The following is a 17,325-nucleotide window of genomic DNA, read 5'->3' on the forward strand; positions in this document are numbered from 1 at the left end:
TAATACAGAGACGGTTGTGTATTGATGAAGTAGCTTTTTCGCATGTGTTATCGTATGATATGCTTATGTTTAATCTCTGTTAATCACTTTATTGCTATGATAAAGTATTCTCATTTTCTTGTTCCTATGCTGCTGTTAAGCTTCTCTTTGGCAGGATATGCCCAAACGGCCCCTACACCGAAAGGGAAAACTCTATCTACTACACCGGCAAGTAAAGCACCTGCGCTGGATACAACGAAAACAATGGCGTCCAACGGCCTCTATCTGTTGAAGGATACAGCAGCATTTAACCGCAAACTTCGCTGTTCCAGTCGTCCCTCATCTCTCCCAATACCTACTAGACCTATAAAAAAGTAAGGTGGAGGTAAGTTCAGTTATTTGGTGACCCGTCCTAACTCACCATGCTAGGGTTATTGAGGAAGCATTTTGGTCGATGGTCGATAGCCGAGACGATGCACAACCAACAAGCCAACTTTGCTACCCTGGAGCTGACCTTGCCGGATAGCATCGGGGAAATGTATGCCCCGTAAAGCCGCGACACGGCTGCTTCTTGGGCAGCTTGCCGAAAGGAAGTGAAATGCCGGGGCGGCAGCCCAAACACCCGCTCGGTGGAGTCGAGATAAGCATAAGTCGGCCCGAAATAGTGTTCGAGCACTGTTGCCGCGGCCGTTGAGATGACGGAGTGACCACTTAAATATTCTGGGAATGGCGGGGTTTGGAGTAGCGGCTTCCATTCAGGGTCGAGATAGCGGCGAATCACTGTTTCGGGCCGAATCCGGTTGCTATGGTATTTCTCTTTCCAACAGCAAATGAACGCATCGGTGAGGGTGAGCGCCAGCACAGCGTGGATTTGCAAGCTACGGTTAAACGAGAAGTGGCTCTGATGGCAAGCCAAGCCGGCAATTTTCATCCAGTGCGCCCCCGGCGACATTTTCTTGAGCCCAACTTGTAAGTGCCCCTGGTCTTGCAAAGCAAAGGGTTACAGTCCCAAAAGCTGGCAATTTGCCGTTGCTCCCGAGTAAGCGTGTTGCCTACCTGGCGTACGCTGTCCATGAGCTGATAAAAGCCAGAGCCCTTGCTAGGCGAGAACGCGAGCGGAGGAGCCGGCGCAAATTGTCCTGCCGAATCCAAGAAAAAGGGTCGAATAGAACTGAAGTACGGCTCCACGGCCGCGAAGAAGCCGGGTGGGGTAGGGTACCAATAGCCTTCGCCCTCGGTAGGGGCGTAGCGCGGCAGGTCGCTGATGCGGTAGTACTTATCTTGCTTGGCATAGGCGAGCACCGCTTGCGCAACCTGCTGAGCGTATTGCTGCGAGGCCGTGACTACTGCCGCGGGCATACCTCGATGCCTGCACTCCTCCAGCAGTTCTTGTTCGCGAGCTTGCAACGCTACGCCCGAGGGCTGTAGCTTGCTCGCTGTCTGGAGGGTGGCTAACAGCGCTGTAAGCTGGGCAGAGTACACCTTTCCCGTCGGCCTAGGAACAGTAAGCGGAACGTGTAGGCGGCTAGCCATCGAGGGGCAGGTGGAGTCATTTTGCGCCAGCACCTCGTTGCCCGCTAACAGGGCGTAGGCAAAAAAACGAGCGGCCAGCGGCGGATTGGTGACGTCGTGCATCATTAGCTCGTTCATCTGGTCCACTACCAACCCAATCCGGTCAGCGGTAGGCTCGTAGTCGGTCGGCGTCGGGCGCCGGCAAGATAACCACCCGACGCTAGCGACCAGAAGTAACACGCTCAGCAGCAAACGAATTGATGACAACGAGGAGATAATCACACAGGTAAGGGAGTAGGGACTATTCAACTTTGCGGGCTTTGGCCGCCTCAATAGCTTGGGCCACTTGCTCGCGGTACTTGTCGAACGTGTCGTCGGCGAAGGTGATTGTCGGGATGGGGCGCTGACTTACTGCCACAGTTCGGGTTTTGCTGAAGCCGTACTCGTGCACGCCCGTGCTGCCCGAACCCGGGGCCGGGGTGCTGAGGTGGTTATAGCTATCGACGTAGGAGTAGAAGCCGGCCGGGTAGAGTGGGTAGCGCGGCACTTGGGTCAGGGGAAACGCGCTCATCAGGGCATCATAGTGCATTTCGGCAATAGGCAGCACGCCGGGGTGGCGCTGGGCCAGGTCGGCCACGAGCCGACGGGTACCCTCGTACATATCGGCTTTTGGGTTGTTTTCCCAAAGCCCGGCTATGTCCATGAAATAGGAATCGAGGTGATAGTTGGTGAGTACTTTATCGATCCGGTTGCGCAGGTAGTTGCGCCACGAGGCCACGCCCACATTCATGACGGGCATCCAGCCGTCGCCGTGCCGGTCGTTGTCCCAATCCACCCAGTTCAGGTCCCAGTTGTCGCCGTCCACGTGTTGAGTGGCGGCGTCGGCAAACTTCTTGAACTCCGGCAGTTTGCGGTTGGCCGAGTTGGTGCCAAACATGGCCGAAAAGTGAAATCCCAGCTTGTGACCTTCGTCGATAAGTTGCCGGAAGCCCTGGTCGCCGCCCATGCGCGGGTCGGTTTGATAGAGCGGATAGTTCCAGTAGTAGCGCCCATCCCAACCGGGCAAAAATACCAGCACGTTCTTGGGCTCGATTTGCGTAGCTATCCACCGCAAAATGGTAAGCTGCTTGGCGTAGTCGTTGAAAATGAATCCGGTCCAGTGGGCGCCGTGCAGGGCCACTACCAATTTAGTATCGCGCGCCCAAGCCGGCATGTCGGGTCGGGTGGCGTAGGCCGGAATACGGTAAGCCTGGGCTAGCTGGTCGAAGTGGGGCTTGGCAATGGCCTCGTACGTTGCGGCGGCTCCAATACGCCACTGGCAGCTCTGCACCCGCTTGCGCCGCTCCCAGCCGGCCTGCTCGTAAATCAGCTCGGCGCGGTAACTATCGGGGCCGGGTTGTAGGAAAAATCGGGCCGGGCGCACTTCTGTCTGCCGGGCCGATAAACCGAAAAAACCTCCTTGGGGCTGCTTGATGATGATGAGCGGGGTGGAAAGTTGCCCGAACAGCTGGGGGTACTCGAACGTGTTTTCGTCGTCGTGCGGGTCCGTGAAGTTGGCGCCGGCCAGCGACAATTCCCCCGCGGAATACCCCGCACCACAGTGCTAATAGATTTGATGGGCTGGTTCATCTGGGCCGATACGCGCCACTCCACGCTGCCATCGGGGTTGCGCTGGAGTTCGGCGGTGAGCTCCCCAGCCGCTTTTTCCTGCCCACCGGCCCAGGTAAAGCCTTGGCACAAATAGCGGAGTCGGTCGCCGGAACGCTCCAGCCGCGTGCGGGCCGGGTCAATGGCGTAAGTGTTCTCGAACGTCTGCACCCGAAAGCTGAACTGGAAGCCCGCAAGCTCGGCTGAGGGCTCAGGCCACGCAAAGCTGAACTTCATTTCGCCCTTGCCCTTGGACGGGCTGTACACGCCGTCCAGGGAGGTGAGCGGAATCAGCTCATTCTGGGCTTTAACGGGTTGGATTAACACCCCTAACCACCCTAGAGTAGCCAACAAAAGCTTATGCGTAAAACCTTGCATGCTGTCTGGTGAAAATAAGATAGAAGCGCAACTGGCCAGCAAAGCACTATTATAACTCTGGAAGAAAATTTCAGACTATTCTAATGCTTTTTAAAAGCATAGGCCTGTAACTCCTGGTTGTTGCGCCCTACTAAAAGCACGCTACCGAGCTGGGTGAAGCTGCGCACGTCTCCTTGCACCCGCAAACCCGATTGCCGTTGCGATACCGCCGTGAAGTTACCCCGGCCGTCGCCGCGCAGTAGCAGCCCGTAACCCGCATCGTTGTTGCCGAAACGGATGCGGCAGTGGGTGCTGTTGCCACCAAGCAATAAGTCAGGGTGACCATCGTGATTGTAGTCGAGGGTGGTAAGGGCGAAAACGGGGGTGTACTGCGCTTCTAAGGGCAGGGGAGCCAAGCGGTACCTTGCTTGCGAGGTACTCAGCAGACACGCCGTTTGCAGGTAGTTAGCCCGCAACACGTTTGCGTTTTTCAACTCCGCAGCCTGAAAGATGTTGGTCAGCTGCGCGTCGGCGTAGCTCCGGTAATTCGGAAAACGCGTGCGCGTCATGCTGAGCTGGTCCAATAACTCATCGCGCGACACGAAGGGGTAGCTTTTGCCTTGCACGTACATGCACAAGATCGGGTCAACGGCCCCGTTGTCGTCGAAGTCTTTGTAGTACAGTTCGGCGGGTTGTTGGTTGGTGGCTCGGCACTGCGTGTTAAGGCCCATATTGCCGATCACAAGGTCAGGACGATTGTCTTGGTTGAGGTCGGTTACCAATAGCTTGTTCCACCAGCCCGATAACTTGCCGGGCAGGTAGGTAGTGGTTTCATCGGTTAGCTGTCCGTTGTGGTTGATCCATACTTGTACCGGCAGCCATTCGCCGACCGTCACCAAGTCAGGGTGCTGGTCCTGATTCAAATCCACCCAGGCGGCATCCGTAACCATACCTAGCTGCCTTAGGGTGGGAGCTAAACTGGCCGTCTGATCGTGAAAGCGGCCGTGCCCGTCGTTAACTAACAGATAGCTGGTTGGCGGCTCGGGGTAGCGGCCCGGCGTCACGCGGCCCCCAACAAATAAATCGGGTGAGTTATCGCCGTTCACGTCGGCTACCCGCACGCAGCCGGTACTGGTGGGCATGGCGGGCAAACTACCTGCGGGACTTTTAGTGAAGTTGCCGCGCCCATCGTTGAGGTAAAGCCGGTCTTGCAGGAGCGCATCTCCGGGCAAGAAATTGTCGTACCCGCCGCTGGCCACGTAAAGGTCTAAGTCGCCGTCGCGGTCCACATCCAGGAAAGCCGCGTCGGTGTCTTCGTGTAGGTAGTCCGCTTCCAGGGCTGGTTGGGGCAACTCAGTGAATCGTCCCGCCTTTTGCTGCACGTAGACGCGGCTCCGGTAACCCGAAGCGCCTCCCATAAACACATCGGGCCGGCCGTCGTTATTTACGTCGGCCTGTACCAAGCACGGGCCGCTGTAAGACAAGCTGTTAACCAGCAAAGGCTGGCGTTTGAAATCATTGACGTTGTTTTCCGTTGCCACGGCGGCAATCGGCGGAGTTACCGCGGTAAACACAGGGTCCGCCGTCTGTTTATTGGCTAACTCCGGCGCGCTAGCGTCCGCTTCCCGCAGTACCAGCACATGGCCTGCGGGCACGGAGCGCACCACCTGCTGTTGCCCGCTAGGCCACGTCACCCGCACCGAATCAATCTGACGCCGCTGGCCCAGGCCAAAATGCAGCACCGGCGACACGCTGGATTGGTAACCGCGCCCAACTAGTTGTTCCTGCGTCTGCGTGACGTTGCCGGTGTAGAGCTGCACTTTGGCCCCAATACCGAGGCGGTTGGCTCCAACTCCTGCCAGTTGCACGGAAAGGCCCCGGTTTGCGGGTTTCTTCTCCGCGGTATTGCGGTAGAGGAAGGCGGGTCCGTTTAAGTTGTTGACCACTATATCCAGGTCGCCGTCGTTGTCGAGGTCGGCGTAGGCGGCACCGTTGCTGTTCGCTGGTTCGGTGATGCCCCACGCGGTGCTGGCGTTGGTGAACGTCGCGCCCCCGGTGTTGCGGAAGGCGTAGCCCACCACGTTCGAGGAAGGCATCTTGCGCACCAAGTCCAGCAAGTTCTTGCGCTGCACGTCGCCCTGGCGGTCGTGCAGAAAGTCGCCCATGTACTTAAGAAAGTCTAGGTTGGTGTAGTCGTGCAAAAAGCCATTCGTAAGAAACAGGTCCTTCCAGCCGTCGTTGTCGTAATCGGCTACCAGGGGAGCCCAGCTCCAATCCGTATTGGAAACACCCGCGAGTTGCCCTATTTCGCTGAAGGTGCTGTTACCATTGTTGAGGTGCAGCATGTTGCGCATGTACTGCTTATGCAAACCAGCTTCGTTTCGAATGCGAAACAGCTCGTAATTGTCGCTGGCAAAGAGCAGCTTCTGTCGCCGGTTGTCTTCAGGCAACATGTCGAGCGTGCAAACGTCGGCGTAGCCGTCGTTGTTGAGGTCGGCCGCGTCGTTGCCCATCGACGACAAGGACGTATGCCCCATCTGCTGGCCGAGCTGGTCGGTGAACGTGCCGTCGTGGTTGTTGATGTACAGGTAATCAGGGGCCAGGTAGTCGTTGGAAAGGTAGATGTCGGGCCAACCGTCGTTGTTGAGGTCGGCCACCGAGGCGCCGAGCGCAAAGGTCAGCCGCGTATTCAGCAAACCGGCCGCCGTGGCTACTTCCCGAAACCGGGGCAATTCTCCTGGTCGGGCGCCTTCGTTGCGGTAGAGCTTAATCCCCGTTTGCGCGTCGGGCGTGCGCATTAGTTGCTTGATGTAGAACTCGTCGAGGTTCTCGAACCGACGGGGGCTGTGGTTGAGCAGCAGCATGTCCAGGTCCTGGTCTTTGTCGTAGTCGAAAAAAACGGCCTGGGTGCTATAGGCCGAGTCGGCCAGCTCGCACGCCGCTGCTTGCTCGCGGAAATGGGGTACTCCTTGTTGGTCGTTTCCGAGGTTGAGGAACAGCTGATTTCGACGGAACTGGCCTGGCAGGTCGCCCGATCGGCACACGTAAAGGTCGAGGTGGCCGTCCGCGTTGAGGTCCACCATCGTGACGCCCGTTTTCCAGCCGAGCGGCAGCGCCACACCAGCCGTGGCCGTTACGTCCTCGAAGCGCAGGTTGCCTTTGTTGAGGTACAGTTTGTTGGCGCCTTTATTGGCCGTGAAATAGATATCATCTAAACCATCGCCATTCACATCACCGAGCGCCACCCCGCCGCCGTTGTAGGTGTATTCGTAGACCAGCACGTTGGTTGTTTCATCCTCAACTAAATCGTTGCGAAACGTAACGTGGCTTTGCGTGGCGGGCACCAGTTGAAAAAGGGCGTCTTTGTTTGCCGTCATTCGCTGCTTTTGCTGGCACCCAGCCAGGCACCACCAAGCGAGCAAAAGAGCAGCAGAACGCAAACGCCAAACACGCATAGTAAGAGAGGGCGGTAATTATTGGTGAGAAAAGAGAGCAGGAACGTAACTGCCAGAGTGGTGCTCTTAGTAAAGCTGGTGGGCGTAAGCAGTTTTAAGTTGTGCATTCCCCTTGCTTCAGCACTTACAATCGTGCAACACCACCCAGCAATCCAATCAAATTCCCACAAAAGTTGGTCTGCTGCTGAAAAGCGGCGCCCGCATTACGTGCGTTCTAGCGCTTGATTTCTGCTCTATAGAAAATCAAGCGAAGACGCTGCGGACGCCGGGTGATACTGCACGTTGTGAGGCGCAAGCCCATGGCCATGAAAGGTATAGACTTGCTGAGCTAGTAGATTAAAGGTGCCCAAGTGCCAGTTAGTAGCCGGGGTTTTGCTTTAAGTTGGCGTTGGTGTTGAGCACGTTTTGCGGGATGGGCATCAGGGTGCGGTAGTCGCCGTTGGGCACGTGCGACAGCCACGACTTCTTGGTATAGATGCCGAATCGTATCATGTCTTGGCGGCGGTGACCTTCGCCGGTGAATTCCCAGCCAAGCTCGTCCAGGAACCGCCCATATTGAATGTCGGAGCCGCCTTCCACCGGGCTCACCACGTTGTTGCGCGCCGGGCCGTATTGGTAGGAACTGCCCTTGAGCAAGTCGGCCGCCGTCACTGTGGCTTTGGCCGGGCTGGTGAAATTGCGCTGCCGTACCTGCGTTACCAGCTCGGCGGCGGGCGCGCCCATCCCCAGGCGCAGCATCGATTCGGCCTTCATCATCAGGATGTCGGCGTAGCGGAACAACGGAAAATCGTTGCTTAAATCAACCCGGACGCCTTGTTTGATTTCGAATTTGCCGACCCGGAAGCCGTCCACCTCCGCCGAGTTGTCGATGCCTGGCAGCGTATTGGTGAAAACCAACGGCTTGCCGGTGTAGGCCCCGAACACGCCTACTAGTGGCGCGCCCGTGGAAGAGTACTGTTGACCCTGAATCCACCCCTGCTTGAGGCGATTGTCATCTGGGTCGTAGGTGTTGATGAACTGTGGAATGGCGCAGATACCCCCGCCCCACATACTGGCCTGCGCATTGTAGGTGGCTTGGTTTTGTGGCTGCAGGGTTTGCATGTGAATGCGGAAGCCCGTGGCGTACACCTCGTCGAAGGGAATAGCAAACACGATTTCTTTGGAGCCCTCGTTCTGCGTTTTGAACACGTTGGCTTGAATCGGTTCGAGCGAGTACTTGCCGGAGCTAATTACGGCGTCGCAGGCGGCAATGCACTTCACCCACTCGGCTTGCCCAGTGTACACCTGCGCGTTGAGGTACATCTTGGCCAGCAACGCCTGCGCCGCCCACTTGTTGCTGAATCGGCCGTACGTGGTGGCGTCCGCTACGTCGCTGAGCAGGGGCAAGGATTCCGTAACTTCTTTGACAACGAAGTCATACACTTGCTTGCGGGTGTTCTGCTCGGGCAAAAAGCCAGCCGGCACATCAAACCGTTCCACAATCGGCACGTTGCCAAACAAGTCGCACAGCATGTAGTAGTACGAGGCCCGCAACACGCGCAGTTCCGCCACGAGTTGCTCTTTGCCCGTCGGCACCGGTACCTGGCCCGACTCCACTTGGTAGAGGATGCGGTTGCAGTTGGTGATGCCGGCGAACGATTGGGTCCAGGCGTCGCGCGGGGTGGCATCCAGAGCCGTCCACTTGTGCTCGTGCAGGCGCCGGAACGAGCCATCGTCCACCCAGCCGTTGGGGCGGGCTGGCGTCACGGTTTCGTCGGTGGAGGTTTCGTTGATGCGGTACACCCCGTTGAACTCCAAGTACAGGGGCCGCCACGTGTTGTAAGCGGGACCAATCAGGGCCAGCAAATCCTGCGAGGTGGGCGTGAACTGATTGGTGACAATCTGATTGTAGCTCTCGTCGTCGAGTTTGGTGCAGGCGTTGAATAAAGTGAGGGCGGCCGTTGCCAGCAAGCTAACGCGCAAAGACTTAGCAGTGGTTTTCATGATAAGAGCAGGCGGGTTAGAAGGTTAGGTTGGCACCAAGCGTGAAAGTGCGTACCGTCGGGTACTTGTCGCGTTCATCGTTGCCGGCCGCCAGGCCGATGCGGTTCACTTCCGGATCAATACCCGAGTAGCCCGTGATGGTGAAGGTGTTCAGCGTTGAGACATACAGGCGCATGTTCTTGACGTGCTTCACCAAGTTCGGCTTGAAGTTGTAGCCGAGGGTGATGTTGTCGATCTTCCAGAAGTCGCCGTCCTCGATGTAGTAGCTGTTGTACTCCAGGGGCATGCTGGTGGCCAGCACCGCCTTGTCGAACACCTTGTCGTAGGCCGTGCTGAGGCGGTTGTACTGCGTTACGCCAGTGTTTTCGTAGTACATGCGCTGGAAGTTCAGAATCTGGTAGCCGAACGCGCCGCGCATTGTGATGCCTAAGTCCAGGCGCTTGTACTGGAAGTTGTTGTTCCAGCCGGCATAATACTTAGGCAAGCCGTTGCCGAGCACCTGCTTGTCGTCTTCGCTGTGCGTGAATTGGCTGTAGGGCAGCCGCTCACCCGATTTGTTTTCGTAGATCCATTGCCCGTCATCGGTTACGTCCACCACTTTGTAGCCGTAGAAATCCCCGAGTCGTTTGCCAACTTCCACCCGGTGCGTGTAGGTTTGGATGGGTTCCCCGGTGTAGCCGGTGGTAAAGAAGTTGTTGGTGAGCGTGTAGAGGTCGTTGGTAAGCGAGACGAGTTTGTTGCGGTTGGTTGAAAAGTTGAAACTGGAATTCCATACAAAACTCTTGGTTTGCACGGGTATCAAGTTGAGCAGTACCTCGAAGCCCTTGTTTTCCATGGAACCCACATTGGCAGTGGTGGTAGTGAACAAGTTGGGCGGCGAGGGCACCTGGTAGTCGTAAAGCAGGCCGTTGGTGCGCCGGATATAGTAGTCCAACGTACCGCCGATGCGCCCTTTAAAGAAAGAGTAATCGAGCCCGACGTTGGTTTCGTGTTTTTCCTCCCAGCGCAACGACGGGTTGGGGTTGCTTACCGGGCTCAGGGCCTGTACCCATGTGCCGTTCGATAGGAAGTAGCCAGTATACCCCAACCGGGCCACGCCCAGAAAGGAAGAATTCGGCGCCGTACCTGTTACCCCGTAGCCAGCCCGCAGCTTCAAGTCGTCGAGGAAGGTGGCATCCTGCAGGAAATTCTCTTGATTGATGCGCCAGCCCACCGACACGGCCGGGAAGGTACCCCAGGGCTGTTCGGCCCCGAGAAAGCGAGACGAGGCCTCGCGGCGCACGCTAGCCAGCAGCAGATACTTTTCCTTGTAGTTGTAAGTGACGCGACCGAAGAAGCCCACCAAGTTCCACTGGTTTTTGTCGCTGTACATCGGCGCGCGGCCTAAGCGCAGAGCATTACCGATGCCGATGTTGTTGTACGTAAACAGATCCGTAGGAAAGTCCCAGTTCGACTGGTAGTAGTTCTCGGACGTGTTCTGCTGATAGCTGTAGCCGCCGAGCACCGACACGCGGTGCTCACCGAAGCTGCGGTTGTAGGCCGCCGTCAATTCCGCTAACTTCTCGACTACCTGCGTGGTGCCGCGGGAAGCGTAGCCGTTCAGGCCGTCGCGCAGGGTAGAGGGGTGCTGCTTGGTTTCCGAGTAACCTCGCACTTGGTTGTAGCGCGTGTTCGAGGTCAGGGCTTTCAGCTGCAAGTTGTCGATGGGTTCCCAGGCCAGGCTCCCGTTCAAGCGCGTGTTCTGGTAGGAGTTCTGCCCATCCGATTCGTAGAGGCGCGAAAGCGGATTCTCGTAGTTGAACAAAGACAGCTGCTGCGCGTACGTGCCGTCCGGGTTGTAGATCGGCGCGGTAGGGTTACGAATAACGGCTTGCCGGTAGGTGTAGCCATTGAAAGCGCGACCCTCGCCGAAGTTGCCACCGTCCGGAATGCCGAAGTTGCCGCCGTCCACCGTTGCCGTGTAGCGGTTGTTGCTATTGAGAATTCCGAGGTTAACCTTTACCCGGCCGTCGAACATGGCGTGGTTGATGTCGGCGCGCCCAGTGAACGTGCGGTTGTCGGACTTCTGGAAAATGCCCTCGAAGTAGCGGTAGTTGCCGTTAATCAGGTAATTGGTTTGGGCATTGCCACCCTTAAACGTCACGTTGTGCACGTGAATCAGCGGTTTTTGGCTGATTTCCTTGATCCAGTCGGTGCTGCTGCCCTGGTCGGTGAAAGCGACTCCTTCCCCAAGCCGCTGCCGATATTCGCTGGCCGTAAGCATTTCGGGGCGGCGCGCAATGCGCTGGGTGCTCACGTAGCCGCTGTACTCGATGGTAGGGTCAATGTTGCCTTTCGGGCGGCGCGTGGTGATAAGAATCACCCCGTTGGTGCCCCGCGTGCCGTAAATAGCGGCCGCCGAACCATCCTTGAGCACGTCAATCGACTCGATATCTTCCGGCGCTACCGTGTTCAGCGTACCTGGTATACCGTCGATGAGCACGAGCGGCTGAGTGCTCGAATTCAGCGTTGCTGTACCGCGCAGTAGGATCTGGCTGTTGGCCGTCGGGTCGCCGCTGGGGCTACTTACGGTGAGGCCCGCCACCTTGCCTTGCAACAACTGCCCAGCATCCTTGGTCGCGCCCTTAATGAAGCTCTCCTCCTTTACACTAGCTACCGAGCTAGTAAGGTCGGCGCGCCGCTGGGTGCCGTAGCCCACCACCACGACGTCGCCAAGTGCTTTGGTATCGGGTTGCAACGTTACGTTGATAACGGTGCGTCCTCCTACGGTTATTTCCTGCGCCGTGGAGCCCACAAAGCTGAAAACCAGCACCGCGTTGTCGGGAGCCGTTAGCGAATAATTGCCGTCGGCATCGGTCTGCGCCCCGCTCGTAGTGCCTTTTACGACCACGTTTACGCCGGGCAAAGCTGCCCCTTTGTTGTCAACCACCCGGCCTTTGATTGGTCCGTCGGCTTGAAAAACAAGCTTGAACCCGGTAGCGGCCAAGCTTTCCCTGGGCATTGCTACCGCCAACCCGCAAAGAGAAGCAGCCAGCACCAAGCTATTAGCGTGAGGTAAGGGAATTTTCATACGCAAAGTGTTAAGAGAAAAGTTTGAAGCGCGGGAGAGCTGCCCGTCAGCGTAAGACACAATCGATTGTGCAACCAAAATTGACAGCACGCAGGCTTATAAAGGGGGTTTCTAGTTGCAAGGTACCGGACCCATCGGCTCTGGCACCTAGCTTGTTAGAGTGCTATTCTTTATTTATTGACTACCACTTCGGTTGCTGGCTGGCTAACCAAGTCCACGTCCGTCACGCGCTGCGGAAACCACACGGTCATCTCGCCTTTGCCGCGATTGGCCCAGGCATAGTAGGGGATAGCCGTTAGCTTCTGCTGCACGGTGCTAACGGTGTTGTTGGCGGCATCCACTTTCACCGCCGGTACGGTAGCGGTTAGCTCCACCACGCCGTTGAGCACGGCGGGCTGGTAGGAAGCGGCGAAGGTGGTGGCAGTCGGCACAATCAAGTTGCTGGTTTTGCCTTCATTGTCTTTCCACTCGGCGCAATACATAACTGGTCCGCGTTGCAGGGCTGCTTTAGCCAAGTCGTCTTTCACCTTGGGGTTGGCGACTACCTGGCGGACTTCCATAGGCAGCGTCACATCGACCACGTCGTTTTTGCGCCACTTTTTGGCTAACATGGCGTAGCCGTTCTTTACCGTGTACGGTATAGGTTTGCCATTGATCTTGATAGCGACTTTCTCCTTGGACGGCGTCGCAAACGTGTACAAGTCCGAAGGCATGGCCTCGTTGCGTGCCCAGCCCGGAATCCGCACCAACAAATTGAAATCGGTGGTAGCAGTCGGGTTCACGGTGAACTTCAGGCCCCCATCCCAGGGATAGTTGTTTTGCTGAGTAAGCTGCACCTTCTGCTTGTTGACGAGCAAGTCGGTTTCACCGCTCACAAACAGATTGACGTACACGTTCTGGCCTTTTTGGGCGTACACGTAGCCGGGCAGCGAAGGAAACAGGCGGGCGAGGTTGGTAGGGCAGCACGAGCAATCAAACCAGCCCGCCCGCTCCGGCTCAGTTTGCGCGAAGCTGAAGCTGTTCTTGACCTGCATGGCGTTAGAGTAAAAGAACGACTTGCCATCGAGGCCCACGCCCGAGAGCAGGCCGTTGTAGAGCACCTTCTCCATGATGTCGGCGTACTTAGCTTCGCCGTGGAGCTGGAACATGCGCTGGTTCCAGTAGATGTCGGCTACAGAGGCGCAGGTTTCGTTGTAAGCTGTGTTGTTGGGCAACTCGTAGTTGCCCCCGAACCGTTCGCCGCCGGGCACCGCGCCCGTCCCGCCCGTCACGTAGAATTTCTTGCTCACCATGTTGTTCCAAATGCTGTCCACGGCGGCCAGCATGCGCTTATCGTTGGTAAGGGCGGCTACGTCGGCCATGGCCGAGTACAGGTATTCGGCGCGAACGGCGTGGCCAATGGCTTCGCGCTGGTCGTACACCGATTTATCGTCTTGCCAGTACTGCCCGTTTTTCCACACGTCTTTGCTCTTGGCGTCGTAGCCTTTGTATTGGCCGCGCTGCTCGAGAAAGAACTTGGCCGTGCTTAAATACTCGGGCTTGCTGGTTACGCGGTAGAGCTTCACGAGGCCCATTTCTACAATCTCGTGGCCCGGGGCTACGCTGCGCTTGCTCGGCCCGAACACCGAGCACACCAGGTCGGCATTCTTGAGGGCAATATTCAATAAGTTCTTCTTGCCGGTGGCCTGGTAGTGCGCGACGGCGGCTTCGTAGAGGTGACCTGAGTTATACAGCTCGTGGCTGAGCTCCCGCTCTTTTTCCCAGCGTTCTTTGCCAGCCCACGCGTGCGGATGCGCCGGATCGATGGTGCGGGCCGTGTAGAGGTAGCCATCGGGCTCTTGCGCCGCGGCCACTTTAGCTATCAACGCATCCACATAGGCTTCGAGCTTCTCGTCCGGGTACAAGCTCATCGAATACGATGCTCCTTCGATGGTCTTGTAAATATCGGTGTCGTCGAAGGGGAAGGTGGTAGCAAACTTGCCCGACTTAGCCGCGGCCATTTCAAAGTTCTTCACCCGGTTGGTGGCCTCGCAGCGCTGAAACGACGCCGGGATAGTCACGTCGGTGTTGGTTTTCAGGCGCGGCAGCCAGAAGTTGTCGGCCAGCTTCACCTTGGTAAACGAAACGGCCTGAATGGGGTAGTCCGCTTGTTGAGCCAGCGCCGCAGTGGTTAAACTAAGCGCCAGGGTGGTGAGGGTAATTTTGCCCATAAACAACGAGAAGAAGTTAAGTGACGGCGGAGGGAGGCTGCTAGGTATTCACACCGGGCAGGGAGCAGGGCAGCAAGACCAAGCGAAGAGCAAGCCAAAAGCACAGGCTTGGACGGGTGCGATTTGTACAAACATATCTTTTAAAAATATACTGCGCAATCGATTGAGCAAAAAAAGCGAAATATTCGCAGGATTTATAACAGCGAATAAGCCAACACATTAGCGTTTACAGCAAGCCGTCTTATTAGAGACGGCGCAAACGATTGTTTAGTATCCATTTACTTGCTAAGCTCCCCGCTGCCAGTCCTAATGCTAGTGCAATAGAGTTAAGTATGCCTTGCGCTCCCCTTTATATATTGCCTTTCGCGTTAAACAAAGCACACCTTGGGCAAAGGAAAACAAACCAACCAGCCTTCTTTAACTGATTTGGCCAAGCTGCTTGGACTCTCTGTCTCGGGTGTTTCGCGGGCGTTAAACAACGATCCGCGTATCAGCCAGGCCACCAAGAAACGAGTGCAAGCACTGGCCCAGCAGCTAAACTACCAGCCCAACCACCTAGCGGCCGGACTGCGCAGAGGCAAAAGCAAGCTGCTCGGGGTTATCGTGCCCTTTATTGACGGCCGCTTTTTTGCCGTTGTTATCAAGGGCATCGAACTAGCCGCCAGCCGAGCCGGCTTCAGCGTCATTATTTGTCAATCAAACGAGGACGTAGCCCACGAACGGCAGAATATCGAAACGTTGCTCAGTGCGCAGGTAGAAGGTATTTTGGTTTCTATATCGCGCACCACGCATGATTTTGCGCATTTCGAGAAGGTGCAGCAGCGGGGTATTCCCTTGGTGTTCTTCGACCGAATTTTGGTGGGTACCCGCGTGAATGCCGTGGTGCTTGATGATTATGCGGGGGGCTTTCTAGCAACCCAGCACCTGATCGAGCAAGGATGCCAACGCATTGGGCACTTCGCCGGGCCCCAACAGTTAGGCATTTATGCACACCGCCGGCAAGGGTACCTCGACGCCTTACGGAAGCATGGGCTGCCTCTGGCTGAAGAGTTCATTGTGTACTGCGACCCCATTGCGCTGGATACGGGCAAGCAAGCAATGCAAAAACTACTGCAGTTGCCGGAGCGTCCGGACGCCATTTTCTCGGCCAGTGATGCGGCGGCGGTGGGGGCGCTTCAGTTACTGGAAGAACAGCAGTTACGGGTGCCGCAGGACGTGGCTCTGGTTGGTTTCAGCAACGAAATGTTCACATCTCTCACCAAGCCCTTAATTACTTCGGTTGATCAATGCTGCGAGCAAATGGGGCAGGCAGCCGTGCGCTTGTTTCTGCAATTAGGGCAAGAGCCGAAAAGCCAAGCGCCGCAACACGTAGTCTTGCAGCCCGAGTTGTGCATCCGGGCCTCCTCTCTTCGCAACACCTGATCTAATGGTTGGGCTACTTGGCGTTACTGCTTAGTCGATCAGCACCCCGATGTAGGCGTTGAAAGTGTCGACTTCAAAGTTGTCTTTGGTGAGACCAGGGATGCCGAGGGGTTTGAAGGCGGTAGTCGGCGTCACGAAGCGGTACTCGCCGCCTTTTTGGCGCACCCGCACGGGCATAGTAAAGCCGGGCACATCAGCCACCCACCGCCCCAGAGCCTCGCCCTTGTCGAAGCGCACTTCCAAGGTCGGGATGTTGGGGTGGTGCAGATACTGCTCGAACATTTTGGTGAAGTCCTGGCCGCTTTGCTGGTTGATGTAGTTGATAACTTGGGTGCCGTTAACGGTTTGGTGGTAGAAGGTTTTGTTGAGGCCCCGCAGAATCTGCCGCCACTTCTCGTCGTCGTTAATAAGGGTGCGGGTCATGTTCAGCAGGTTGCCGCCCTTGGGGTACATGTCGCCGGAGCCCTCGTTGTTTACGTTGAACACGCCCACAATGGGGGCGTCGTTGGCGATGCCCAGGCGGGTGCCGTGCACGTATTCCTGGCCGGCTTGCTTGCCGAACAAACTTTCCACAAACAGGCTTTCCGAGTAGTTGGTGAAGCTCTCGTGCACCCACATGTCGGCCAGATCCTTGGAGGTGATGTTGTTGCCGAACCACTCGTGCCCGCTTTCGTGAATGATGATAAAGTCCCACTTCAGACCCCAGCCCGTGCCCGATAAGTCGCGGCCCCGGTAGCCGTTGTCGAACTTGTTGCCGTAGGCTACGGCACTCTGGTGCTCCATGCCCAAGTGCGGCGACTCGACTAGCTTGTAGCCATCCTCATAGAACGGGTAGGGCCCAAACCAGTGCTCCATGGACTTGAGCATGGGCTTCACGTTGGCCGCGAACTGCTGTTTAGCTTTCGGCAAGCTCTCGGGCAGCACCCAATAATCCAGCGTCAGCTTGCCCTTTTCGCCCTGGTAGGTGTCGCCGAAGTGCTGGAAGTCGCCAACGTTCAGGGCCACGCAGTAGTTGTTGATGGGGCTGGCGACAAACCAATCGAAACGAGTAGCGCCGCCTGGCAGCTTGGTAGTTTTGCGCAGGCGCCCGTTTGATACGTCTTTGAGTCCTTTAGGCACTGTCACGCTGATTAGCATGCTGTCGACTTCGTCAGCCTGGTGGTCTTTGGTGGGCCACCAGATGCTCGCTCCCACGACCTGGCAGGCCGAGGCCACCCACGGTTTGCCTTGCTTGTCCTGGGCGTACACCAGCCCCCGTCCCAGGGAGCCCGCTTCGCCTCGGTGGGGCTACCCGAGTATTGCACCGTAAACGAGTCCTGGGTGCCCTGCTTGATAGGCTGCGGGAAAGTGACGAACACTGCATTCACTTCGCGGGTAAACGGTACCGACTGTCCGTGGTACAGTACCTTGTCCACGGCCAGGTTGGCGAAGAGGTCGAACTGCAAGCGCGTGAAATCCTGCGTGGCCGTGAAGCCAAACAGGTTGGAACCGCTGATAAACTTGCGAGCCGGGTCCAACTTCACGTCGAGGTGATAGTAGTGCAGGTCGTAGCAGGTGCGCAGCGGCGTGAGGGCCCCGCGCAAGGTATCGGCCCGGGTAAAGGTCGGTGGGGCGGGCGTTTGGGCATGTGCCTGCTCGAGTAAACCGATGCTAACCAGCAGGAGCAAAGCCTTTTTTAGGGCCATACGAG

Annotated in this window: 10 protein-coding genes; 1 reads left to right on the top strand and 9 read right to left on the bottom strand. The window is 57.0% G+C overall.

Annotated elements, in window-relative coordinates:
- Positions 1–391: 391 nt before the first annotated feature.
- From MUN86_RS25475 to MUN86_RS25505, 7 genes are all read right to left on the bottom strand, one after another.
- Positions 392–910, bottom strand: a complete 519-nt coding sequence (locus MUN86_RS25475; protein ID WP_245126395.1) for a vanadium-dependent haloperoxidase — start codon at positions 908–910, stop codon at positions 392–394.
- Complete coding sequence (locus tag MUN86_RS25480; protein WP_245126397.1) at positions 907–1,773, bottom strand: hypothetical protein; 867 nt, start codon at positions 1,771–1,773, stop codon at positions 907–909. Before MUN86_RS25480 ends, MUN86_RS25475 begins: the two co-directional genes overlap by 4 nt.
- 19 nt (positions 1,774–1,792) lie before the next feature.
- Positions 1,793–3,064: a hypothetical protein gene (locus MUN86_RS25485; protein ID WP_245126399.1), complete on the bottom strand. Its 1,272-nt coding sequence runs from the start codon at positions 3,062–3,064 to the stop codon at positions 1,793–1,795.
- 532 nt (positions 3,065–3,596) lie between these two features.
- A complete protein-coding gene (locus MUN86_RS25490; protein ID WP_245126401.1) occupies positions 3,597–6,872 on the bottom strand; it encodes a VCBS repeat-containing protein in 3,276 nt (1,091 codons plus the stop codon).
- Between the two features lie 435 nt (positions 6,873–7,307).
- Positions 7,308–8,933 (bottom strand): RagB/SusD family nutrient uptake outer membrane protein, encoded by a 1,626-nt coding sequence (locus MUN86_RS25495; RefSeq protein WP_245126403.1) that lies wholly within the window; start codon positions 8,931–8,933, stop codon positions 7,308–7,310.
- Positions 8,934–8,949: 16 nt separating this feature from the next.
- Positions 8,950–12,003: a SusC/RagA family TonB-linked outer membrane protein gene (locus MUN86_RS25500; protein ID WP_245126405.1), complete on the bottom strand. Its 3,054-nt coding sequence runs from the start codon at positions 12,001–12,003 to the stop codon at positions 8,950–8,952.
- 170 nt (positions 12,004–12,173) lie between these two features.
- A complete protein-coding gene (locus tag MUN86_RS25505) occupies positions 12,174–14,213 on the bottom strand; it encodes a glycoside hydrolase family 127 protein (protein WP_245126407.1) in 2,040 nt (679 codons plus the stop codon).
- A gap of 384 nt (positions 14,214–14,597) precedes the next feature.
- Between MUN86_RS25505 and MUN86_RS25510 the strand changes: the two genes are divergently transcribed.
- On the top strand, positions 14,598–15,635 hold the full coding sequence (locus MUN86_RS25510; RefSeq protein ID WP_245126409.1) for a LacI family DNA-binding transcriptional regulator: 1,038 nt from the start codon (positions 14,598–14,600) through the stop codon (positions 15,633–15,635).
- A gap of 30 nt (positions 15,636–15,665) precedes the next feature.
- On the opposite strand, the gene MUN86_RS25515 is transcribed toward MUN86_RS25510, so the two are convergent.
- Together MUN86_RS25515 and MUN86_RS32000 are read right to left on the bottom strand one after the other, a co-directional pair.
- Positions 15,666–16,829, bottom strand: a complete 1,164-nt coding sequence (locus tag MUN86_RS25515; RefSeq protein ID WP_311182309.1) for a M1 family metallopeptidase — start codon at positions 16,827–16,829, stop codon at positions 15,666–15,668.
- Positions 16,766–17,320, bottom strand: a complete 555-nt coding sequence (locus tag MUN86_RS32000; protein ID WP_311182311.1) for a gluzincin family metallopeptidase — start codon at positions 17,318–17,320, stop codon at positions 16,766–16,768. Before MUN86_RS32000 ends, MUN86_RS25515 begins: the two co-directional genes overlap by 64 nt.
- Positions 17,321–17,325: the final 5 nt, after the last annotated feature.

It is taken from the genome of Hymenobacter volaticus, from assembly GCF_022921055.1.
GTDB lineage: Bacteria > Bacteroidota > Bacteroidia > Cytophagales > Hymenobacteraceae > Hymenobacter > Hymenobacter volaticus.